24 protein-coding genes and 3 tRNA genes are annotated in these 20385 nt (G+C 73.1%); 5 read left to right on the forward strand and 22 right to left on the reverse strand.

Features of this window, described 5'->3' with window-relative positions; all coding sequences use genetic code 11:
- Positions 1-38: 38 nt before the first annotated feature.
- From DMH08_RS03700 to DMH08_RS03710, 3 genes are all read right to left on the reverse strand, one after another.
- Positions 39-779 carry a hypothetical protein gene (locus DMH08_RS03700; RefSeq protein ID WP_125611712.1) on the reverse strand — a complete coding sequence of 247 codons (741 nt, stop codon included), beginning with the start codon at positions 777-779 and terminating at the stop codon, positions 39-41.
- A gap of 1 nt (position 780) precedes the next feature.
- Positions 781-1290: a SigE family RNA polymerase sigma factor gene (locus tag DMH08_RS03705; RefSeq protein ID WP_026404234.1), complete on the reverse strand. Its 510-nt coding sequence runs from the start codon at positions 1288-1290 to the stop codon at positions 781-783.
- A gap of 112 nt (positions 1291-1402) precedes the next feature.
- Entirely contained in the window at positions 1403-2566 is a 1164-nt protein-coding gene (locus DMH08_RS03710; protein WP_125611714.1) for a hypothetical protein, read from the reverse strand.
- 332 nt (positions 2567-2898) lie between these two features.
- On the opposite strand from DMH08_RS03710, the gene DMH08_RS03715 reads away from it, so the two are divergent.
- Complete coding sequence (locus tag DMH08_RS03715) at positions 2899-3858, forward strand: adenosine deaminase (RefSeq protein ID WP_051301161.1); 960 nt, start codon at positions 2899-2901, stop codon at positions 3856-3858.
- Positions 3859-3874: 16 nt separating this feature from the next.
- Here DMH08_RS03715 and DMH08_RS03720 read toward each other — a convergent pair whose 3' ends face one another.
- From DMH08_RS03720 to DMH08_RS03760, 9 genes are all read right to left on the reverse strand, one after another.
- Positions 3875-4618 carry a GntR family transcriptional regulator gene (locus tag DMH08_RS03720; protein WP_199747596.1) on the reverse strand — a complete coding sequence of 248 codons (744 nt, stop codon included), beginning with the start codon at positions 4616-4618 and terminating at the stop codon, positions 3875-3877.
- Positions 4619-4751: 133 nt separating this feature from the next.
- Entirely contained in the window at positions 4752-5840 is a 1089-nt protein-coding gene (locus DMH08_RS03725) for a UDP-N-acetylmuramate dehydrogenase (RefSeq protein WP_051301148.1), read from the reverse strand.
- Positions 5841-5896: 56 nt separating this feature from the next.
- A complete protein-coding gene (locus DMH08_RS03730; protein WP_026404239.1) occupies positions 5897-6322 on the reverse strand; it encodes a MaoC family dehydratase in 426 nt (141 codons plus the stop codon).
- Between the two features lie 2 nt (positions 6323-6324).
- Positions 6325-6762, reverse strand: coding sequence for a MaoC family dehydratase N-terminal domain-containing protein (locus DMH08_RS03735; protein WP_026404240.1), 438 nt, complete (start codon positions 6760-6762; stop codon positions 6325-6327).
- Positions 6763-7412: 650 nt separating this feature from the next.
- Positions 7413-7577 (reverse strand): 50S ribosomal protein L33, encoded by a 165-nt coding sequence (gene rpmG, locus DMH08_RS03740; protein WP_026404241.1) that lies wholly within the window; start codon positions 7575-7577, stop codon positions 7413-7415.
- A gap of 118 nt (positions 7578-7695) precedes the next feature.
- Positions 7696-7769 (reverse strand) — tRNA-Met (locus tag DMH08_RS03745).
- Between the two features lie 284 nt (positions 7770-8053).
- Positions 8054-8126 (reverse strand) — tRNA-Thr (locus tag DMH08_RS03750).
- 104 nt (positions 8127-8230) lie between these two features.
- Positions 8231-9358 carry an acyl-CoA dehydrogenase family protein gene (locus DMH08_RS03755; RefSeq protein ID WP_026404242.1) on the reverse strand — a complete coding sequence of 376 codons (1128 nt, stop codon included), beginning with the start codon at positions 9356-9358 and terminating at the stop codon, positions 8231-8233.
- A gap of 35 nt (positions 9359-9393) precedes the next feature.
- Positions 9394-10143 (reverse strand): protein phosphatase 2C domain-containing protein, encoded by a 750-nt coding sequence (locus DMH08_RS03760; RefSeq protein WP_199747598.1) that lies wholly within the window; start codon positions 10141-10143, stop codon positions 9394-9396.
- Positions 10144-10456: 313 nt separating this feature from the next.
- Between DMH08_RS03760 and DMH08_RS03765 the strand changes: the two genes are divergently transcribed.
- A complete protein-coding gene (locus DMH08_RS03765) occupies positions 10457-11764 on the forward strand; it encodes an MFS transporter (RefSeq protein WP_034519774.1) in 1308 nt (435 codons plus the stop codon).
- A 4-nt stretch (positions 11765-11768) separates the two neighbouring features.
- On the opposite strand, the gene DMH08_RS03770 is transcribed toward DMH08_RS03765, so the two are convergent.
- The 7 genes from DMH08_RS03770 to DMH08_RS03800 form a co-directional block, all read right to left on the reverse strand.
- Positions 11769-12599 carry a hypothetical protein gene (locus DMH08_RS03770; RefSeq protein WP_125611716.1) on the reverse strand — a complete coding sequence of 277 codons (831 nt, stop codon included), beginning with the start codon at positions 12597-12599 and terminating at the stop codon, positions 11769-11771.
- Positions 12593-13306 (reverse strand): MerR family transcriptional regulator, encoded by a 714-nt coding sequence (locus DMH08_RS03775; protein ID WP_026404244.1) that lies wholly within the window; start codon positions 13304-13306, stop codon positions 12593-12595. The genes DMH08_RS03770 and DMH08_RS03775 overlap by 7 nt, the downstream gene beginning before the upstream one ends.
- A 33-nt stretch (positions 13307-13339) precedes the next feature.
- The gene (locus DMH08_RS03780; RefSeq protein WP_125611718.1) at positions 13340-13894 is read right to left on the reverse strand and encodes an AAA family ATPase; all 555 of its coding nucleotides are present in this window, start codon (positions 13892-13894) and stop codon (positions 13340-13342) included.
- 76 nt (positions 13895-13970) lie between these two features.
- Complete coding sequence (locus tag DMH08_RS03785; protein ID WP_125611720.1) at positions 13971-14468, reverse strand: hypothetical protein; 498 nt, start codon at positions 14466-14468, stop codon at positions 13971-13973.
- Positions 14469-14553: 85 nt separating this feature from the next.
- Complete coding sequence (locus tag DMH08_RS03790; protein WP_158642244.1) at positions 14554-15426, reverse strand: NAD(P)-dependent oxidoreductase; 873 nt, start codon at positions 15424-15426, stop codon at positions 14554-14556.
- A gap of 157 nt (positions 15427-15583) precedes the next feature.
- Positions 15584-15994, reverse strand: coding sequence for a DUF6069 family protein (locus tag DMH08_RS03795; RefSeq protein ID WP_233617378.1), 411 nt, complete (start codon positions 15992-15994; stop codon positions 15584-15586).
- 2 nt (positions 15995-15996) lie between these two features.
- Positions 15997-16608, reverse strand: coding sequence for a TetR/AcrR family transcriptional regulator (locus DMH08_RS03800; RefSeq protein WP_125611722.1), 612 nt, complete (start codon positions 16606-16608; stop codon positions 15997-15999).
- Between the two features lie 156 nt (positions 16609-16764).
- On the opposite strand from DMH08_RS03800, the gene DMH08_RS03805 reads away from it, so the two are divergent.
- Positions 16765-17772: a hypothetical protein gene (locus DMH08_RS03805; RefSeq protein ID WP_125611724.1), complete on the forward strand. Its 1008-nt coding sequence runs from the start codon at positions 16765-16767 to the stop codon at positions 17770-17772.
- A gap of 29 nt (positions 17773-17801) precedes the next feature.
- Here DMH08_RS03805 and DMH08_RS03810 read toward each other — a convergent pair whose 3' ends face one another.
- Positions 17802-18089: a hypothetical protein gene (locus tag DMH08_RS03810; RefSeq protein ID WP_125611726.1), complete on the reverse strand. Its 288-nt coding sequence runs from the start codon at positions 18087-18089 to the stop codon at positions 17802-17804.
- A 135-nt stretch (positions 18090-18224) separates the two neighbouring features.
- Positions 18225-18309: transfer RNA gene (locus DMH08_RS03815), tRNA-Tyr, on the reverse strand.
- 134 nt (positions 18310-18443) lie between these two features.
- On the opposite strand from DMH08_RS03815, the gene DMH08_RS03820 reads away from it, so the two are divergent.
- Positions 18444-18860, forward strand: coding sequence for a cold-shock protein (locus tag DMH08_RS03820; protein WP_233617379.1), 417 nt, complete (start codon positions 18444-18446; stop codon positions 18858-18860).
- Positions 18861-18914: 54 nt separating this feature from the next.
- A complete protein-coding gene (locus tag DMH08_RS03825; RefSeq protein WP_026404252.1) occupies positions 18915-19403 on the forward strand; it encodes a YajQ family cyclic di-GMP-binding protein in 489 nt (162 codons plus the stop codon).
- Between the two features lie 93 nt (positions 19404-19496).
- On the opposite strand, the gene htpX is transcribed toward DMH08_RS03825, so the two are convergent.
- The gene (gene htpX, locus DMH08_RS03830) at positions 19497-20345 is read right to left on the reverse strand and encodes a zinc metalloprotease HtpX (RefSeq protein ID WP_125611728.1); all 849 of its coding nucleotides are present in this window, start codon (positions 20343-20345) and stop codon (positions 19497-19499) included.
- Positions 20346-20385 lie beyond the last annotated feature (40 nt).

Raw genomic sequence — 20385 nt, forward strand, 5'->3', positions numbered from 1 at the left:
CGAGGGAAGGGCCCCGGGCTCCGGCTCGGGGCCCTTCCCTATGGGCGGACGCCCTCGGCGATGCGCATGAGGTCGCCGGCGGCGGCGCCGCCCGCCTGGACGGTCGCGCCGAGGCCGGCGCGCGGCAGCCAGGAGACCTGCCGCCCCGAGCCGGGCGCGGCGCCCGCGAGCGCGGGCGTCCCCCGGACGGACGTGCGGACCGGCACGCCGACGGGCGGTGCGAGCTCCTCGGGGCCGCCGATGCCGGTGCCCTCGACCAGCCGGATCCGCACCCAGCCGGGGTCGCCGCGCCACTCGCAGACGGTCGTGGTGCGGGCGGTGCCGCGCTCGGTGGCGCACGGGCGCGCGGCGTCGAGGCCGTCCGGCAGGTAGGCGAGCCACGCGGGCAGGGACGGCTCGGCGCGCGGCGCCTCGGCGGCCGGCGCGTCGGGCGCGCCGGTGGACGGGCGCGGCGTCCGCGGCTCCGCCGTCCCGCCCTTCCCGGACTCGGGCGGACGGGACGGGACGGGCGCGGGCACCCGCTCGGGCGCGCCGTCCCCGGACGCGGCGGCGGACGGGACGACGCCCTCGGGCGCCCCGGCGGGCGCGGGCTGGATCGACCGGTACGCCGGGGCCAGCGCGAGCGCCGCGACGGACGCCCCGGCCACCGCCGCCGCGGTCCGGATCCGGGCCTTGCGGCGGCGGTGCCGGCGCCGGACGTCCGCGGCGAGCGACCTCGGCGCCCGCGCGCCCGCGACCGTCTCGGCCATCGCGCGGCGCAGTTCGTCCTCTACGTCCATGTCATCCCCCCATCGGCGCCAGGTTCGTGTCGAGGCGTTCGCGGAGCCTGGCGAGTCCCCGCGACGCCTGGCTCTTCACGGTCCCGACGGAGCAGCCGAGCACCCGCGCGGTCTCCGCCTCCGAGAGGTCCTCCCAGAAGCGCAGGACGAGCACGGCGCGCTGGCGCGGGCCCAGCCGGCGCAGCTCGTCCATCAGCGCCCCTCTCAGCTCGACGGAGTGGTGCGGCGACACGGCCGGCGTCTCGGGGAGCCGGGCCATGTGGATCTCGCGCAGCACCTTCCACCGCCGCGCCCGGCTGATCATGAGGTTCACCAGGATCCGCCGGACGTACGGCTCGGGGTCGGCGTCGGGGTCGAGCCTGCCCCAGTGCCGGTACGCCTTCTCGAGCGCGGTCTGCAGCATGTCCTCGGCGTCCTGCCCGGCGCCGCACAGCAGCGCCGCCGTGCGCAGCAGCGCGTTGCCGCGTGCCGCCACGAACTCCACGAACGACTCGTCGTCTCGACGCCCCACTGTGCTCCGTCCGGCTCGTGCGGTAACGGTCATCGGGGACGGGCGGTCCCGGGCCGCGGGGTCGGCGCCCGGGACCGCCCGCCGGTCTTCGGGTCGGGTCCGGCCGGCGGTGCTAGCGCAGCCCGGCCGCGACGTCCTTCACCTGGCCGAGCGAGGGCGAGCCGTGGACGTGCACGAAGCGGCCGTCCCGCTCGTGGACGAGGACGCCGTGCCCGCCCGGAAGCTGCCACGCGGCCGCCCCGGGGACGGCGACGGGCGTGCCGCCCGAGGGCAGCTTCAGCCCCCGGCGCACCTCCTGCCCGGTGACGCCGGACGGGGCCTCGACGACCAGCACGCCGAGCCACCGGCCCGCGGCGCCCGTCCACTTCTGGGCGACCGTGCAGACCTTCTCGCCGCCGAGGTCGCGGGCGGCGCGGGACGTCGCCTCGTGGCGCAGGCCCTTGGTGAGCACGAGGGCCTTCTCCACCGGCCCGCCGACCGGGACGGCCGGGTCGAGGTCGCGGCAGTCGAGGCGCGGCGTCGGCGCCTCGGGCACGGCGGGCGCCGCGGGAACCCGCGCGTCCGGCGCACCCGCAGGCGCACTCACCGGCACATCCCCACCCGCAGTCGGACACACGGGCAGCTCCCCGACCTCCTGCCCAGCCCCGGCGGCCCCGGCCGCACCGCCGGCGGCCTCACCCGCCCGGGCCTTCGCGCCCTCGGCGGCCTCACCCGCCCGGGCCTTCGCGCCTCCGGCGGCCTCACCCGCCGCGCCCGCCGCACCGCCGGCGGCCTCGCCCGCAGCGCCCGTCGCACCGCCGGCGGCCTCGCCCGCAGCGCCGGTCGCACCGCCGACGGCCTCGCCCGCAGCGCCGGTCGTGCCTCCGGCGGCTTCGCCCGCGCGGGCCCTCGCGCCTTCGGCGGCTCCGCCCGCAGCGCCCGCCGCACCTCCGGCGGCTTCACCCGCCGCGCCGGTCGCGCGCTTGGCGGCTTCGCTCGCGCGGGCCTTTGCGGCCTCGGTCGCCTCGGTGGGCAGGACGACGGTCGGCACCTTCGGTGCGTCCTGCCGGCGCAGTTCTTCCGTCCCGGGCAGCTTCACGCCGGGAGCCGGGACGCAGGTCGGCGCCGCGGCCGGTGCGCCGCCCGCCTCCCGCGCGGCGGCGGGGGCGGACGCGTTCGCGCCCGCGGGCACGGCGGTGTCCGAGCCCGCGCCCGCCATGGCCCACGTGACGCCGCCGCCGACGGACAGCGTCCCGACGGCGGACGCGGCGACGAGGGCGGCCTTGAGCGTGATCATCGTGATTCCCTTCTGCCCCGCAACACTCTTGCGCCCCTCGTCTACGCACGGACGGTGAGCAGGGTTGCACGGAAATCACAAGATTTTTCGGGCATGCCCATGGGGCGTGATGGCCGCCGCGTGTCATGGGAGGTAGTCCGGAGTGATGATCCTGGTGGGGCGGACGGTCACCGCGGCGCGCCATCCGGCAACATTGGTCCATGGAGGCCCGTACCGTTCCCGCCCGTCCGGTCGACGAGGGTGCCCGCGAGAGGCCCGTCGCGCGCGGCGCCGCGCGCCCGGACACGGCGCTGCTGCCGAAGGCGCACCTGCACCTGCACTTCACCGGCTCGATGCGGCATTCGACGCTGGTCGAGCTGGCCCGGCTGCACGGGGTGCACCTGCCGGACGCCCTCGTGGACGACTGGCCGCCGCGCCTGCACGCGACGGACGAGCGGGGCTGGTTCCGGTTCCAGCGGCTCTACGACATCGCGCGCTCCGTCCTGCAGACCCCGGACGACCTGCGGCGGCTCCTGCGCGAGACGGCCGAGGACGAGGCCGCCGAGGGGTCGGGCTGGCTGGAGATCCAGGTCGACCCGAGCGGGTACGCGGCGAGGTTCGGCGGGCTCACCCCGACCGTCGAGCTCGTGCTCGACGCGGCGCGGGAGGCGTCGGCGGCGACCGGCGTCGGGATCGGGCTGGTGATCGCCGCGAACCGGACGCGGCACCCGCTGGACGCGAAGACGCTCGCGCGGCTCGCCGTCCGGTACGCGGGGCAGGGCGTCGTCGGGTTCGGGCTGTCCAACGACGAGCGGCGGGGCCGCGCCTACGACTTCGAGGGCGCGTTCCGGATCGCGCGGCGCGGCGGGCTGCTGTCGGACCCGCACGGCGGCGAGCTGCTGGGGCCCGCGAGCGTCCGGGAGTGCCTGGAGACGCTCGGCGCCGACCGCATCGGGCACGGGGTGCGCGCCGTCGAGGACCCGCGGCTGCTGGACGCCATCGCGAGCCGGGGCGTCACGCTGGAGGTGTGCCCCGCGTCGAACGTGGGCCTCGGCGTCGCGGCGACGGCGGCGGACGTCCCGGTGCGGGCCCTGCAGGAGGCGGGCGTCCCGATCGCGCTCGGCGCCGACGACCCGCTGCTGTTCGGGTCGCGGCTCGCGCGGCAGTACGAGCTCGTCCGGTCCGAGCACGGGTTCAGCGACGCGGAGCTCGCGGAGCTGGCGCGGCAGTCGATCCGGGGGTCGGCCGCACCGGACGACGTCCGGGCGCGGCTCCTCGCGGGCATCGACGCCTGGCTCGCGGACGCGAACTGACCGGGGCGGCGGGCGCTCACCGGCCGGGCCCGTCAGGGCGCCACCGCCCGCGCCGCTCCAGGTGCGCCACCAGCAGCTCGCCGGCGCGCAGGACGTGCGCGCGCATCTCGGCGCCCGCGCCCGGCCCGTCGCCCGCGCGCAGCGCGTCCAGGACGCGGCGGTGGTCGCGGACGGCGAGCCGCGGCCAGTCGGGGACGTCGCCGAACATCCCGCGCGGGACGTACCGGGCGGCCGTCCCCATCGACCAGGCGAGCTTCGGGGACGCTGCGGCGACGTTGATGCGCCGGTGGAAGTCGCGGTTGTGCTGCTCCATCAGGTCCGGGCGGTGGACGGTCCGGGCCTGTTCGAGCGCGTGGTGGAACGCGTCGAGGTCGCCCAGCGCGGCGTCGTCCAGCGCGGCGGCGGCGCGGGCGGCCAGCTCGGCGGCGATGCCCGCCTGCACCCAGAACAGGTCGGTGACGTCCTGCTTCGACAGCGGCGCGACGACGAACCCGCGGCGCGGCTCCAGGACGACGAAGCCTTCGGCGCGCAGCGACTTCAGCGCCTCCCGGACGGGCGTGACGCTGATCCGGAACTCGGCGGCGAGCCGTTCGAGGCGCAGGTGCTCCCCGGGCCGGACCCGCCCGTCGACGATCAGTTCGCGGATCCGCGCGGCGACCTCGTCGGCGAGCTGCAGGCGCATCCCGGCCGAACCGGGAGTCGGCGGCGGGCGAGGGCCCGGCGGCGCGCCGGGCGTGTGCCGGGGCAGGGGGACGGCCACGGTGCACTCCCCAACGGGCCCCGCCGCGGCCGGGCCCCGCGGACGTCAAAGGGCCCGTCCTGTTCATGCCCGCGAAGCCGCGCCCTGATGCCCGCGGAGCCGAAGCCCGCCCGGCTCGCGGCCGCCGCCCGGCTCAGAGGGCGACGCCGACGAGGACCGGTTCGTTCACGAGCTCCACGCCGAACGCGTCCCGCACCCCGGCGCGCACCTCGCGGGCCAGGTCGAGGAGGTCGGCGGTCCGGGCGCCGCCCGGGTTGGTGAGCGCGAGGGCGTGCTTGCCGGAGATGCGGGCCGGGCCCGTCCCGTGCCCCTTCACGAACCCGGCGCGGTCGATGAGCCACGCCGCGGACGTCTTGGTGCGCCCGTCCGGCTCGGGGTAGCGGGGGAACGCCGCGTCGGGGCCGAGGCGCGCGGCGACGCGCCGCTCCAGCTCGGCGAGCTGCGCGGGCTCCAGGATCGGGTTGGTGAAGAACGATCCGGCGCTGCGGGTGTCGGGGTCGGCCGGGTCGAGGACCATGCCTTTGCCGCGCCGCAGCTCCAGGACGGCGTCGCGCGCCTCCTTCAGCGCGACCCGCTCGCCGGGCCGGACGTCCAGCCTGCGCGCCAGCTCGGCGTACGCGATCGGCTGCGACTCCTCCGACTCGCGCAGCGCGTACGTCACGTCCAGGACGACGTACCGGTCGTCGCCTTTGAACACGCTGTTGCGGTAGGTGAAGCGGCACTCGTCCGGGCCGAGCGTCACCCACGCGCGGTCGCGCCGGTCGTAGGCGCGGACCCGCACGATCGTCTGGCTGACGTCCTGCCCGTAGGCGCCGACGTTCTGGATGGGCGTCGCGCCGACCCGCCCGGGGATCCCCGCGAGGCATTCGACGCCGGCGAGGCCGTCGGACACGCAGCGCGCGACGAACGGGTCCCAGTCCTCGCCGGCCTGCACGCGGAGGTGCACCCGGTCGCCTTCGGCGGCGACGCGCTCGGTCCCCCGCGTCCCGACGTGCACGACCGTCCCGGGGAACCCGTCGTCGGACACCACCACGTTGCTGCCGCCGCCGAGCACCAGCAGCGGCTCGCCCGACTCGTCGGCCTCCCGGACCGCCGCGACGACCTCCTCCTCGGTGGTCGCCTCGACGAACCGCCGGGCGGGGCCGCCCAGCCGCAGCGTGGTGTATCCGGCCAGGTTCACCTCTTCGGCGATCACCGCCACGTCGTCATCCCTCCGTCGCATGTTCGCGTCCGCACCGGCCGGTCGTCCCCGGCCGGTGCGGACGGGCGCGCGCCCGTTCAGGCGAGACGGACGACCGCCTTGGCGCGCGTGAGGACCTTCTGGTCGTTCGACTTGGCGGTGAGCGCCACGACGACCTTGCCGTCGTCCAGCTTCTCCTCCACCGTGCCGCTGATCTCCAGCGACGCGCCGCCCTCGTCGGGGACGACCACGGGCGAGGAGAACCGTACCCCGTAGTCGACGACCGCACCCGGGTCGCCCGCCCAGTCGGTGACGAACCGGCCGCCCTGCGCCATCGTGAACATGCCGTGCGCGATGACGTCCGGGAGCCCGACGGCCTTCGCGAACGACTCGCGCCAGTGGATCGGGTTGAAGTCGCCGGACGCGCCCGCGTACATGACGAGGTTCGCGCGGTCGACCTTGTACGTCTGCGCCGGGATCTCGGTGCCGACCTCGACGTCGTCGTACTTCACCTTCGCGGTCATCCCTAGGCCCCCCGCTCCACGATCGTGTTGTAGGTCTTGCAGACCAGTTCGCCCTCGACCGTCTTCACGTCGGTCTCCACGACCATCTTCTCGTTGTTGCCGATCGACTTGATCTCGGTGATCGTCGACGTGCAGGTCACGACGTCCCCGGCCGTGATCGGGCGGGTGTACTCGAACCGCTGCTCGCCGTGCACGACCATCGCGTAGTTGAGGCCGAGCTCGGGGTCGGCGAGGCCGGGGTTGCCGAGCGACACCACGATCGGGAACGTGGGCGGCGCGATGACGTCGGGGTGCCCGGCCGCCTTCGCCGCCTCCGCGTCGCGGTAGACGGGGTTGTGGTCGCCGATCGCGTCCGCGAACTCGCGGATCTTGACGCGGCTGACCTCGTAGGGCTCGCTGGGCGGGAAGCTCCGCCCGATGAAATCACGGTTCAGTGCCATGCAGTCCGTCCTTCCAGGTCGAACGGGGCGTCGCGCCCGGGTGCCCGCGCCGTGAGCACCGTTCCCTCTGCGTCCCGACGGACGGTAACAGAACGACGTTCAGCCCGCCCCCATGGGTCTCACCCATGAGGACGGGCTGAACATCATGCTGAACAGGTGCGCAAGCCGCGAAGGAACCACCCGGAACCCCGCGCGCCCACCGCCACGATCCACCCCACGCGAACCGACCCGACCGACACACGTCCGGCCGCCGTTTCGCTTCGGCGTGTCCGCCGACCACTCAACCTCCGAGAGCGCGCTCGTCCCTGAGGACGTCCGCTCGACGCCTGCGCGCCGCGCTCGACCCTTGGGGCGTCCGCACGATCCCCCTGCGTTACAGGCCGGGTCGCTCGGGCGCTCCCGCCGAGTGCTCGGCGTCTGCGCGCCGCTCTCGGCCTGAGGACGTCCGCTCGGCGCCCGCGTCAGCCGAGTGCTCGGCGTTGCGGGTCGGGCTCGGCCCTTGGGGCGTCCGCTCGATCCCCGGGTTGCGGGCCGGGGCGGTGCCTCGGGGCTCGGGCTCCGGGGTGGGAGCTCGGTGAGCCGGGGCTCGTTCCGCGCGCGGCCGGAGGGCGCTCGGCGCCCGGAGGCCGTGCGGCTCCCCCGGCGTCGGGCTAGCGGGTCTCCCGGTGCGGACGGTGCGTCCGGCAGTTCGGGCAGTACTTCTTGATCTCGAGGCGGTCCGGGTCGTTGCGCCGGTTCTTCCGCGTGATGTAGTTGCGGTGCTTGCACTCCTGGCAGGCCAGCGTGATCTTCGGCCGTACGTCGGTGGCAGCCACGTTGGAGTGCCTTTCTGAGCTAGGGACAAGGAACTACGGACCGGGACCGCCCCTGCGGGCGGCCGGCGGTACGGACCCAGCCTGCTCACCCCCCGGAGGGGGTGAGAGACCTGGGTAGTAGCGAGGGCCGGACTTGAACCGGCGACACAGCGATTATGAGCCGCTTGCTCTGCCTGACTGAGCTACCCCGCCGTGATGGTCGGTGTGGACCGGTTTGCAAGGATACCGGATGCCCACCGCACCCTCGGAACGGCATTTCCCGGACCGGAGGTCGGGGAAGTGCGTTCGGGTGGCCCCGGAGGGCCGCACCCAGGTTACCCGGTGGGCCGGGTGACCTGCGAATCGTCCCGATGGAACCGGTGGGACGCTACCACAGGGCCTGCCGCGAGGCGAATCCGGACGTCCGGGCCCGGAGCACCCCCGGGAACGACGAAGGCCGCCCTCCGATCGTCCGGACGGCGGCCGCGGTGTCGTTGAGCCCCTTTACGGAATCGAACCGTAGACCTTCTCCTTACCATGGAGACGCTCTGCCGACTGAGCTAAAGGGGCTTGCGTCGTTCGCGCAGTGAAAACCATACACGGCCCGGGCACCACTTGCGAACTGGAAAGCCCCGCACACCCGCCCCGTCTCCTCGCGGCGGTGTTTCCCCAGGTCAGCGCAGGAGATGCCGGCCGATGACGAGCTGCTGGATCTGGCTGGTGCCCTCGTAGATGCGGAACAGCCGGACGTCCCGGTAGAACCGCTCGACGGCGACGCCGCGCATGTAGCCCATCCCGCCGTAGACCTGCACGGCCCGGTCGGCGACCCGCCCGACCATCTCCGAGCAGAAGTACTTCGCGCAGGACGGGCCGAGCTTGGTGTCCTCGCCGGCGTCGTAGGCGCGCGCGGCCTCCAGCACCATCGACCGGCCCGCGTACAGCTCGGCCTGCGAGTCGGCGATGAGGCCCTGGACGAGCTGGTACTCGCCGATCTTCCGCCCGCCCTGGGCGCGCTCCTTCGCGTACGCGACGGCCTCGTCCTGGATCCGCTGGGCGAGGCCCACGCAGACCGCGGAGATGCTCAGCCGGCCGTGCGCGAGGGACGCCATCGCGGTGCGGAACCCGGTGCCCTCCGGGCCGACCATCGCGGCGGCGGGGACGCGGACGCCGTCGAGGAGCACCTCGGCGGTGTGCGCCCCGCGCTGCCCCATCTTCGCGTCGGACGGCCCGACCTTCAGCCCGTCCGCGCCCTTCTCGACGAGGAAGGTGGAGATGCCGCGGGAGCCCTCGCCGCCGGTCCGGGCGAACACCATGAAGACGTCCGCTTCCGGGGCGTTGGTGATGAACCGCTTGGCGCCGTCGATGACGTAGTCGTCGCCGTCGCGGCGCGCCGTCGTCGTCAGCGTGCTCGGGTCGGACCCGGCCTCGGCCTCGGTGAGCGCGAACGCGCCGACGGTCTCGCCGGACGCGAGGCGGGGCAGCCAGCGGTCCTTCTGCGCGTCCGTCCCGGCGTGGACGAGGACCTGGCCGGCGATGCCGTTGCTCGTCCCGAACATCGAGCGGAACGCCGGGCTGGCGTAGCCGATCTCGAAGACGAGCCGGACCTCCTCGCTCATCGACAGGCCGAGCCCGCCGTACTGCTCCGGCAGCGCGTACCCGAACAGGCCCATGTCGCGGGACGTGCGCCGCACCGACTCGGGGATCGCGTCGGTCTCCTCGATCTCCTCCTCGCGGGGGACCACCTCGTCGCGGACGAAGCGGCGGACGGCCTGCAGCACGTCGTCGAAATCCTGTGGCTCCATGCCGTCCATTCTAGAATCCTTTTCTAGGATGGCGTCTAGAAGCGGACGAGCACCGCCGTCGCGTCGTCGTGCCGCTTGCCCCGCCCGCCGGCGTCCGCAGGCTGCGCCGCCTCGACCGCGCGCGTCCGCCGCACCAGCTCGGCGGGCCCCTCCTCGTCCAGGAGCCGGAGCAGCTCCGCCCAGGTCAGCCGCCCGAACCGCTCCACCAGGCGGGACGCGCCGTCGCTCAGCACCGCGGCCCGGCGCAGCCCCCGCAGCGGCACCCGCCCGGTGCGGGCCTCGTACGCCGCTTCCGGTTTCGTGCTCGCGACCCAGAACCCGCCGGGGCTGTTGCGCGCCGCCCGCACCGCCGCGCGGGTGTAGCTCGGCAGCCGGTCGATCCGGTCGTCCCGGCAGACGACCGTCCCGGCGGGCGTCTCGAACACGATCGGGGAGTCGGCGAGGACGAGCCAGTCGACGGCGTCCGCGCGGCGGCGCAGCACCGACACCGTCGCGGACGGGCTGTCGGGGTCGCCGAGGTCGCACGTCCCGGCGTGCGCCTCCCCGGTCACCTTGATCGCCTCGGCGACCAGGTCGGGCAGCGGCTCCCCGGCCTCGGCCGCCAGGCCCGCCGCGATCCGCCCGCCGATCCGCCGCACCAGCCACGCCGGGTCGTGCCGGCAGCCGCCGTCCACGCCCGGCGGCGCCGTCGCGCCGTCCAGCAGCACCACCCACCCGGGTCCGGCCGCGACGAAGTCCTCGTTCTCCCGGCCCGGCGTCGCCTCGCTCGCATAGGTCACCTGCACGGGTCCAGATCTACCCGCACGGCCGCCCGTCCGGGACCCGGCGGCCACCGAACCCTTACCTCCGGGGAGCATCCGGGTGCCCGCGGCCGTGCCGGTGTCCCGCACTTTCGGACCGTCCTCCCGGAAGCTTTCGCGCACGAAATGCAGCCACTTTACCGGAGGAATCCCAATCGGCCTTATACCGTTTGCGGGCGGCCCTATAACCGTCCGGCCATATGACGAGGCGAACATACGGGACCCGCATTTAGGTATTAGCCGGTGATATCGCTCACGTGCATCCTCGTCAGGTGTACTCGACCGGAAGGCCCAGGTGATGGACAACGACCGCCGGCAAGCGGCACGCCGCGTCTCATGGGCGGCCTTCATCGGCACCACCATCGAGTGGTACGACTTCTTCCTCTACGGAACGGCCGCCGCGCTCGTCTTCAGCAAGCAGTTCTTCCCCACGATGGACCCCGTCGCCGGCTCCATCGCCTCCTTCGGCACGATGACCGTCGGATTCCTCGCCCGCCCCCTCGGCGGCGTCATTTTCGGCCATTTCGGCGACCGCATCGGACGGCGCAACACGCTCGTCGTCTCGCTGCTGATCATGGGCATCGGGACCGCGCTCATCGGCCTGCTCCCGACCTACGACACCCTCGGCATCTGGGCCGCCGTCCTCCTGGTCGTCCTCCGCATCGCCCAGGGCATCGGCCTCGGCGGCGAACTCGGCGGCGCCGTCGTCCTCACCATGGAGCACGCCCCGAAGGGACGGCGCGGCCTGTTCGGCGCGTTCCCGATGATGGGGACGCCCGCCGGGATGATGTGCGCGAACGCCGTCTTCCTCGGCACCTCGGCCCTGCTCGGCGACGCCGCGTTCCAGTCGTGGGGCTGGCGGGTGCCGTTCCTGCTCAGCCTCGTCCTCGTCGGCGTCGGCCTCTACCTGCGGCTCCGCATCGAGGAGAGCCCCGACTACGAGGGGCTCGTCGAGCGCCGCAAGCCCGCGAAGCTGCCCGTCGCGCTCGTCCTGCGCGACCACTGGCGCTCGGTCGTCCACACCATCTGCGTCATCATCGGCAACAGCGCCGTCGCGTACATCTTCATGGTCTACGCCCTGTCCTACGGCGAGGACAACGTCGCCCTCGACCGCGACTACCTGCTCATGTGCGTCATCGGCGGCTCCGCCCTCTGGCTGCTCACCGCCCCGCTCTGGGCGCACTGGACCGACCGGTTCGGCATGCGGGCCGTGTTCACCGGCGGCTCGGTGGTCCTCCTGGCCGGCGCCGCCGCGATCCTCCCGGTGATCAACACGGGCAACCTCGTGCTGATCGCGGTGTTCATGGTGGCGATGGGCGCCGTCCTGTCGATGAGCCACGCCCCGCAGGGCACCCTCACCGCGAGCTTCTTCCCCGTCGCCATCCGGTACTCCGGCACGTCGGTCGCCTACCAGCTCGCGTCCCTGCTCGGCGGCGGCATCACCCCGCTCGTCGCCGAGTCCCTGTTCGCCTCCACCGGCACCTCCATGGCGATCACCGGCTACCTCACGGTGATCGCCGCGATCAGCCTCGCCGCCGCGCTCGTCATCCCCCGCGACCACGCCCGCGCGGAGGACGAGCCGCGGAAGGCCGCCGTCGCGGGCTGACCCGTCACGCCGGGGACGGGACCGCGCGCGTCCCCACGAGGTCCGGATCGTCCGCGTAGAACCGGACGCTCCGGACCTCGACCCGCTTCCCGAGCGGACGCACCGCGACGATCGGCTCCGCCAGCTCCACCAGCACGTTCGTCTGGGACGCGACCGCCACCGCCAGCCGCCCCTCCGACACCCGCACCAGCCCGGCCTCGTTGTAGTTCCGGACCGTCCGCACCGAGACGATCTTCTCCCGGGGGATCCGCAGGTCGAAGAACGCGCCGTACCGCACGCGCACCTCGCCGTCCGTCACCACGTGCGGCCGCGTGACGCACGCCGCGATGACCGCCAGCACGATCAGGATCGAGTACAGGTCCACGACCAGGACGACCAGCCGCAGGGCCTCGGGCGCGTCCACCGCCCGCAGCAGCAGCTCCACCCCGACCAGCTCGATCACCATCGCCGTCAGGAACGCGAGCTGGATCGCCGTCTGCCCCTTCGCGTAGGAGACGCCCACCGCGCCCGCGGGCACCCCGTGGCGGCGCCGCGCCGCGAACATGACCAGGCTGACCAGCCCGTCCTTGTCGAACGCCATGATCCGCCGCACCTGCTCGGGCACGATCGTCCGGTACGCGTGCCGCGCCGCCGCCGCACGTCCCGCACCGTCCCGGCGCGCACCCCGGTACAGGCGGAACGCGACCGTCCCCTCCAGCACCAGCGCCGCGAGCACCACCGCCTCGCCCGCCACCGTCACCCCGTGCGGCAGCGCCACCCCCGACACCACCAGCACCAGCAGGACGAGCTCCAGCGGGACCATCGCGAACAGCACGCCCCTCGCGGCCCTCAGCATCGCCGCACCCACCGGAACACCTCCGCCTGCGCGGGCGTCATCCCGTCCAGGTACGGGCCGTCGTCATGCTCCGCGAAGGCTTGCAGCAGTTCCGCCGGCAGGAACGCCGCCAGGTCGGCCGCGACCTCCGGGATGCGCGGATCGTCCACGTCGGCGTCCGCCAGCTCGTCCATCCGCGCGTACAGCTCCCGCACCCGCGCCGCCGCCTCCGGCTCCGCCAGCGGACGCAGCGTCTCCAGCAGCCACTCGCGCCCCTCCGCGTCCGCCGCCGTGTCGACGAGCGCGAGCATCCCCCGGTCGAGCTCCGCGAACTTCGAGCCCCCGCCCGTGACGTCCCGCAGGACGCCCGCCACCTCGGGCGACACCGCCGAGTCGGGGTTCAGCTCCCCGTCCTCCAGCAGCAGCGCCAGCCGCGCCCGCCGGGCCCGGACCGCCGCCTCCTGCCGCGCCAGGTCGTCGTCGAGCTCCCGCAGCACCTCCCGCAGGTCGCGGCCCCGGTCGTCCGCGAGCACGTCCCGGACCTCGTCCAGCGACATCCCCAGCTCCACCAGCCGCCGCACCCGCGCGAGCAGCACCGCGTCCCGCATGCGGTACTCGCGGTACCCGTTCGCCAGCCGCTCCGGCTCCGGCAGCAGCCCCTGCGCGTGGTAATGCCGCACCGTGCGGGTCGACACCCCCACCAGCGCCGCGATCTCTCCTATTCGCATACGGTCATTGAAAACGTTGACGTCGCGTCAAGGTCAACCCACGTCGCCGACCACCGACACCGGCTGCGCCGGCCCCGCCTCGACCGCCTCCGCCACCCGCCGCGCCGCCTCCCCCGGATCCACCCGGTCCGTGTGGACCACGAGGTTGAACACCGGATCCTCGAGCCCCAGCAGCTCCCGCCGCGTCTCGTCCCACACCCCGAGGACGACCCGCGCGTCGGCGTCGCCGCGCCGCTGCGCCCGCAGCCCGCACACCTCCCGCGGCGCCCACAGCAGCACGCTCGTCCACCCGAAGAACGGCACCGCGAACTTCAACCGCTGCAGGTCCACGACCTCGACCAGCCGCGCCACCGGGACCTCCCCCGCATCGGCGACCGCGTCCATGTCCCGCCGGTCGACCACGGCCTCCCCGCGCAGCTCGACCACGACCCGCCCGGACGCCCGCAGCGCGTCGAGCTCCCCCGGCGCGAACCCGCCCGCCGCCCGCTCCGGCAGCCGCACGAACCGCTCGTCCCTGCGGAACAGCTCGTCCGCGACCGTCGACTTCCCCACCGCCGCGGGCCCGCAGAGGATCACCCCACGTCTCATCCCCCGACCCTACGCACGCCCACCCCAAGCGACGACAAACCGCCCCCAACGTCTGCCGAAGCCGCTTCGCGCCGCCTCAGTCCCACCAGGTCACGACGGCCAGACGCCGTTCCGCGGCGACCCGGCAGAAGCGGCGGAGCGCGGTGAAATGCGCCGCCATGTAATCGAGCGGGTGCCCCTCCATGGACGCGTAGGGCTCGCCGAGCAGCGTCCCGGCGGCGTCCGGATCGGACGGCAGCGCCGCGGGGAGGCCCTCTGGACCGATGCCTTCGAGCTGGGCGGCGCAGCGCGCCACGTCCTCGGCCGCCACCGCCCTCGGCGGCTCCACCACGCCGTCGGGGCGGTCCCGGTAGGCGAGGTTGACCTCCTCGCCGCCGTCCAGCAGCCCCCGCACCGCGCCGGCACCGAGGACCTCGCACACATGGACGATGCCGCCGCCCGCCCAGTCGAGATCGAGGTACTCCGAGGCCGCCAACGCCTCGAACGAGCAGAGCCGGTCCAGCACCGCGACCGACCGCCCGCACTCGCCGAGCACCGCGGGCGCGACCCGCGCCAGCAGCAACGTAACCGCCATGCCCGTAGCCTCCCGGTGACCGCCATGGGCCGCCGCGCGTGCCGCGCGTGCCGCTCACGGAATCGCGCCGCGCCCCGGGTGCCCTTCACCCCCTGAAGTGCTCGACCAGCCGCGAGTAGCTGTCGTCCGCGTGGCCTTGCTCGAGGGCATGCGCGACGAGCGTCCGGGTGTACTCCGGCAGCTCGCCGTCGATGCCGCGCGCGCGGCTCTCCCGGACCACATCGTCGACCGACGGCAGGTGGTGGCGCAGCGCCCCGAACGGCACCGCGTGCGCCCCCGCGTCGACCTCGTCCGCGATCGACGGCAGGAAGGACGTCAGCGCGGACATCGACGGGCGCGCGTACTCCAGGAACCGCTTGGCCTCGATGCCCGCATCGGACAGGAGAGCGGCGGCGTGGAGGAACCCGTTCAGCAGGCCCCACATCGTGTCGTGCACGGCCATCCCGTACAGGACGGCCGCGCCCGGATCGGCGGACACCCAGGTCCCGCGCCCGCCGAGAGCCCGCAGCACCGGCCGAAGCCGCTCGTGAACCCGCTCGTCCCCGCCGTAGAACACCACCGCGTCCTCGTGGCCCACGCCGGGCGCGATCGTCATGATCTGCCCGTGCAGGTGCTCCGCACCTTCGCCCCGAACCCGCTCGGCCACCGCCGTCGCCTCGGCGGACGTCCCGTCCGTCACGTTCAGCAGCGTGCGGCCCCCGAGCGCGTCGCCCGCGTCGTCCAGCAACCCGAGGACGGTCCCGTTGCCCTTCACGCACACGACGACGAGCTCTCCGGCGAGAACCGCGTCCCGAACCGTCCCCACGTGCCGTGCGCCCTTCGCCACCAGGGCGTCCGCCTTACCGGGCGTCCGGTTCCACACGGTGACCGGGTGGCCCCGCTCGAGAAAGGCGTCCGCGAGCGCCGCCCCCATCTCGCCGAGCCCGATCACCGTCACACCGATCGATGCGCCGTCCATGGCGTCTCCCATCCCCTCGCGCCCGATCCGGTGACCGGGCGACCGGGACCGACGCTAGAACCTCAAGCAAGCTCGAGGTCAACCCCGAGCGCTTTCCTCCTGCAGGGTGTCGAACAAGTGCTCCCGACTCCGGTTGGCGTGCGCGTGCGGAACGCTTTCAGTGACTCTCGGCCGTTTCCGCCTTGGCTGCACCGGCTCGGAGCGAGCCCAGCCCAGGAATCAGCACCGCCGCCACCACCAGGTGCATCAGACCGAGCGAGACCCGGGTGCCGCCGTCCATGCCTTCACCGGCGAACGGCAGGAAGGACACCACCAGCACGGCGCCGGCCACTCCGACCCAGACGGCGCGGGCCCGCCGCACCCCGAACCGCTCCAGGACGGCGAGCAGCCCCCAGCCCGCGAGCGACGCGAGCAGCGCGACAACTGCCACGGGCGCGACGCCGATGTCGAGCGTCTCCTCGCCGTCGGCTATCCGCAACTGCTGCCCGAGCAGCGGATCCGCGACCAGCCACACCAGGACGGGCGCCAGGACGGCCAGGGCCGCGACCCCAAGGCGCCTCCTCCGCACGTTCACTCGGCACTTCCAGTGAACGCCCCGTGCAGGAAGACGTCCACCAGCTCCCGCGGGGCCAGGTCGGGCTTGTCGTCCGTCCGCGGCTGGGTGAAGAGCAGCCCGAGGAACAGCGCCGCGACCTGCTCCGGCGGCCGCCGGAGCGCCTCCCGCTCGGGCTCCAGCAGCTCCGCGAGCGCCGCGCGGAGACGGGACATCGACTCCTCGCGTCCCGCACCGCGCACCGTCCCCGGGTGCTTGCCGCCGCCGTGGCCGAGCGAGCCGAACACCGCGCCCAGCCGGTCCATGTGCGCCTGCAGCGCCTCGGCCGCCTCCGCGAGCCGCTCGTCCGGCGGCAGCGACATGTCGATCGCCTCCAGCTCCCGGATCGCGTGCTCGGGGGAGAGCACCTCCGCGATGCAGGCTTGCAGCAGCTCGTCCTTGTCGGCGAAGACCCGGAAGATCGTGCCCTCCCCGATGCCCGCCGCACGGGCGATCTTCGCCGTCGTCACCGCCGCCCCGTACTCGGTGATCAGCGGGATCGCGGTCTGGATGATCATCTCGCGCCGCCGCTCCGGCGACATGGCCGGCGCCCGCCGCCGAGCGGGCCGGTTCTCCTTGGATGCCGTCATGGCCGCGACAGTACAGAGTGAGCACTCACTCCGTCAATGAGTGAGCCCTCACTCCCCAGCGCGTGACGCACAGTGCCCGATCGAGTTCGGCCCGCCGCAGACCCCCGAAAGACATTCCTGCCCCTAGAAGGAGGCACTCCACTACCCTGTGGCGACATGTCCGCGAATCGGAAAATCAGAACCAGAAGTACCGCCAGAAGCGTAGTCGCTTACGACCTTTCCATACCGCCCCCCAACGGTGGCCGCTTCGACGAGGCGGGGGTATTTCCCACCGAAGAACCACCGATCGGCCATGCGGCCTCACCCGACCTGGAGCATGCCGTTTATACGACCGACAAAGAACTCGTCTGCGTCGGACGCGACGGCACACCCAGGTGGCGAATGGACTTCGGGGCGGCACCCACGCCTTACATGAACGGCCGCGCTTCCTGCGCGTTCTCCCAGAACGGTGAAGTGGTGTGGCTATACCGGCCGGACATGGCCCTAAGGGGTGCCGGCCACACCGACCAGTGGTTCGCCCTCGACGCGGCCACCGGCGCCGTGTTGGGGCAGACCGACCTCGGCAGCGGAGGTCACGGCGCGTTCCATTTCGCCCACCCGGACGGCGAGCACATGCTGCTCGACGTCGGTGAAGGGCAGGAAGGCTCCCGGGTTTACCGCGGCCGCCTGGAGGGCGGAGGAATCTCGGTCACCGAGTACGCATGGGACGGCCTGTTCGACCTTTCACCCGACGGCAGGCGCATGCTCACAGTCGAAGACGTGCCGGGCACCCTCCTTCAGCAACTGCGCGTACGCACCTTCCCCGACGGGCAGGAAGAGATCGCCGTCCAGGCCGATTCCTTCGGGTACGACGAAGACAGACACGAGACCTTTTTCATCGGCTGGATCGTCGGCTTCCTTGACGCCCGAACCGCGATCGTCTCCGTTCACGGTGAGCGCGTCACCGCGCTCGACGAGTTCGGCGATCCCGAGGATTTCGAGGATTTCCAGGAGAACTATCTTGTCGATGTCCACGTCGGACGAGTGCTCCGCCCCCTCGGCCCGGAGTTCTTCGCGCGCACGGACATCGTCCCCCTCGGTGACGGCTCCTGGCGGACCACCGGCCCCGACGGCGAGTGGCACCGCCACACCGAGGCGGCGCCCGCCCCGGAGCCGGGCCCCTGAGCGGCAGCGGGCGGGTCGGACCGGCACGCCTACAAGTCCGTGGCGTGCCCCTCGATGAAGTACGACCGGCCGGCCTCGGGAGGCGGGCAGGCCAGCACCTCGATGAGCCGCGGCCAGTGTTCGGCCGCGACCTCGTACGACCCCGCCGCGAACCACTCGTCGTCACCGTTGTCGAAGATCCGGAGGTCATGGACCCTCATGATCTGCTCCCGGCTGACGGGAAAGGTATCGATGAGCCGCTCATCGCCGTCGTCGAACCAGACGAGCCGCCATCCCATGTTCCGGCCGTCGGCGTAACGAGCGGGGTCTCCAGCCACAGCCCGATTCTGGCAGCGCCCCGGACGACGATGCGACAGCCGCTCGGCCGGACGCATGCACGTCCGGCCGCTGGACGAACGATAGACGCCGACGGCCCCTGACCGTTGTTGCTGGTCAGGGGCCGTTTAGGCTGGTGGTGGCGGGTCCAGGATTCGAACCTGGGTAGGCTAAGCCGACGGATTTACAGTCCGCTCCCATTGGCCACTCGGGCAACCCGCCGTGGTGTGTCGCGCTCGGCGACGGCACTGGAAAGAATAGCGGACGGGGCGAGTGGACGTGACATCGGTGGCGGGGGAGGCGCGCGGGGGGCAGCCGCTACCCTGCGCTCAAGCTGTGTTGACGTGGTGAGGTTTGTGGTGCGTTCAGGAACGATCTTCAGTTTCGACAATGTGCGGGGGTACGGGTTCATCGTGCCGGACGGGGGTGGCGAGGACGTGTTCGTGCACGCCAACGACCTGCTGGACGACAAGAGCCTGTTCACGCCCGGGACGGCGGTGGAGTTCGAGGTCGCGCAGGGGGAGCGGGGGCCGAAGGCGTTCGCCGTGCGGGCGCTCGACGAGCCCGCGGCGCCCGAGCGGCCGCCGGCGAGGAGGGCGGCCGAGTCGTTCGACGACGATGTGCTGTGCGACGTCCTGTCGTCGCGGGAGCTGGGGCACGAGATCACGGACGTGCTGCTGGCGAAGGTCCCGGAGCTGACGGGCGGGCAGATCGTGAAGATCCGCGAGAGCCTGCTGGCGGTCGCGCAGAAGCACGGGTGGACCGAGGACTGAGCGGAAGGTCGATACGCTTCGTCGACGTGTTAGTCGCTGGTGAGGGGACGTCTGATGGCCGACAGTAGTTTCGACGTGGTCTCGAAGCTGGACCGCCAGGAGGTCGACAACGCGCTGAACCAGGCCGCGAAGGAGGTGGCCAACAGGTTCGACTTCCGGAACGTGGACGCGGGGGTCAAGTGGTCCGGGGAGACCATCGAGATCCAGGCGAACACCGAGGAGCGCGCGAACGCCGTGCTGGACGTGCTGAAGGACAAGCTCGTGAAGCGGGGGATCTCGCTGAAGGCGATCGATCCGGGCGAGCCGAAGCCTTCGGGGAAGGTGTACAAGATCGGCGTGGGGCTCAAGGAGGGCATCTCCCAGGAGGACGCCAAGAAGATCGGCAAGATCATCCGGGATGAGGGCCCGAAGGGCGTGAAGGCGCAGATCCAGGGGGACGAGCTGCGGGTCAGCTCGAAGAAGAAGGACGACCTGCAGCAGATCATCTCCCTGCTGAAGGGCAAGGACCTCGATGTCGCCCTGCAGTTCGTGAACTACCGCTGACGTGCGAGAGCGCGCCGCCCGTCTCCCCCGCAGAGACGGCCGGCGCGCTCTCGTTTTCTATGACGCCGCGGACCCCGGGGTTGTTCGCGCGAGTTAGCGGGCCATGCGTTCGAGGCGGGCGATGCGGTCGGCGGTCGGGGGGTGGGTGGAGAAGAGCTTGCCGATGCCCATGCCCTGGAACGGGTTCGCGATCATGAGGGAGCTGGTGGTCGCGAGTTCGGGGTCCTGGGGCAGCGGCATCGCGCGGGTGCCGGCCTCGATCTTGCGGAGGGCCGAGGCGAGGGCGAGGGGGTCGCCGGTGATGCGGGCCCCCGCGGCGTCGGCGGCGTACTCGCGGGTCCGGCTGATCGCCATCTGGACGACGGCGGCGGCGACGGGCCCGAGGACGAGCATGAGGAGGGCCCCGAGGATGCCGGGGCCGTCGTCGTCCTCGGAGCGGCCGAGCGGCAGGAAGATCGCGAGGTGCGACAGGTAGGTGATCACGGTCGCGATGGCGGCGGCGACCGAGGAGATCAGGATGTCGCGGTTGTAGACGTGCGAGAGTTCGTGCCCGAGGACGGCGCGGAGTTCGCGTTCGTCCAGCATGCGGAGGATGCCGCGGGTGCAGCAGACGGCGGCGTTGCGGGGGTTGCGGCCGGTGGCGAACGCGTTGGGCTGCATGGTCTCGGAGATGTACAGGCGCGGCATGGGCTGCCGCTGCGAGGTGGCGAGTTCCCGGACGAGCCGGTACAGGACGGGCGCCTCGACCTCGCCGACGGGGTGGGCGCGCATGGAGCGCAGCGCGATCCGGTCGCTGAAGAAGTAGGCGACGCCGTTGGTGCCGAGCGCGATGACGAGGGCGATCGCGAGGCCGGCGCTTCCGCCGATCGTCCACCCGACGGCGAGCATCAAGGCCGACAGCGCAGCGATGAGTGCCGCGGTTTTGATGCCGTTGAACTGCACTTTTCCGAAGCCTCCCCGTTTGCTCCACCCAACACCGAGA

The organism is Actinomadura sp. WAC 06369 (genome assembly GCF_003947565.1).
Lineage (GTDB): Bacteria > Actinomycetota > Actinomycetes > Streptosporangiales > Streptosporangiaceae > Spirillospora > Spirillospora rifamycini.

What these genes read in the sequence shown, in the direction of transcription:
- DMH08_RS03775 (WP_026404244.1), bottom strand. Translation starts at nt 13,306, where the DNA reads ATGCGAATAGGAGAGATCGCGGCGCTGGTGGGGGTGTCGACCCGCACG.
- DMH08_RS03765 (WP_034519774.1), top strand. Translation starts at nt 10,457, where the DNA reads ATGGACAACGACCGCCGGCAAGCGGCACGCCGCGTCTCATGGGCGGCC.
- DMH08_RS03735 (WP_026404240.1), bottom strand. Translation starts at nt 6,762, where the DNA reads ATGGCACTGAACCGTGATTTCATCGGGCGGAGCTTCCCGCCCAGCGAG.
- DMH08_RS03825 (WP_026404252.1), top strand. Translation starts at nt 18,915, where the DNA reads ATGGCCGACAGTAGTTTCGACGTGGTCTCGAAGCTGGACCGCCAGGAG.
- DMH08_RS03785 (WP_125611720.1), bottom strand. Translation starts at nt 14,468, where the DNA reads ATGGCGGTTACGTTGCTGCTGGCGCGGGTCGCGCCCGCGGTGCTCGGC.
- DMH08_RS03755 (WP_026404242.1), bottom strand. Translation starts at nt 9,358, where the DNA reads ATGGAGCCACAGGATTTCGACGACGTGCTGCAGGCCGTCCGCCGCTTC.
- DMH08_RS03730 (WP_026404239.1), bottom strand. Translation starts at nt 6,322, where the DNA reads ATGACCGCGAAGGTGAAGTACGACGACGTCGAGGTCGGCACCGAGATC.
- DMH08_RS03800 (WP_125611722.1), bottom strand. Translation starts at nt 16,608, where the DNA reads ATGACGGCATCCAAGGAGAACCGGCCCGCTCGGCGGCGGGCGCCGGCC.
- DMH08_RS03770 (WP_125611716.1), bottom strand. Translation starts at nt 12,599, where the DNA reads ATGCTGAGGGCCGCGAGGGGCGTGCTGTTCGCGATGGTCCCGCTGGAG.
- DMH08_RS03715 (WP_051301161.1), top strand. Translation starts at nt 2,899, where the DNA reads ATGCGGCATTCGACGCTGGTCGAGCTGGCCCGGCTGCACGGGGTGCAC.
- DMH08_RS03790 (WP_158642244.1), bottom strand. Translation starts at nt 15,426, where the DNA reads ATGGACGGCGCATCGATCGGTGTGACGGTGATCGGGCTCGGCGAGATG.
- DMH08_RS03710 (WP_125611714.1), bottom strand. Translation starts at nt 2,566, where the DNA reads ATGATCACGCTCAAGGCCGCCCTCGTCGCCGCGTCCGCCGTCGGGACG.
- DMH08_RS03780 (WP_125611718.1), bottom strand. Translation starts at nt 13,894, where the DNA reads ATGAGACGTGGGGTGATCCTCTGCGGGCCCGCGGCGGTGGGGAAGTCG.
- DMH08_RS03700 (WP_125611712.1), bottom strand. Translation starts at nt 779, where the DNA reads ATGGACGTAGAGGACGAACTGCGCCGCGCGATGGCCGAGACGGTCGCG.
- DMH08_RS03805 (WP_125611724.1), top strand. Translation starts at nt 16,765, where the DNA reads ATGTCCGCGAATCGGAAAATCAGAACCAGAAGTACCGCCAGAAGCGTA.
- DMH08_RS03725 (WP_051301148.1), bottom strand. Translation starts at nt 5,840, where the DNA reads ATGCGACGGAGGGATGACGACGTGGCGGTGATCGCCGAAGAGGTGAAC.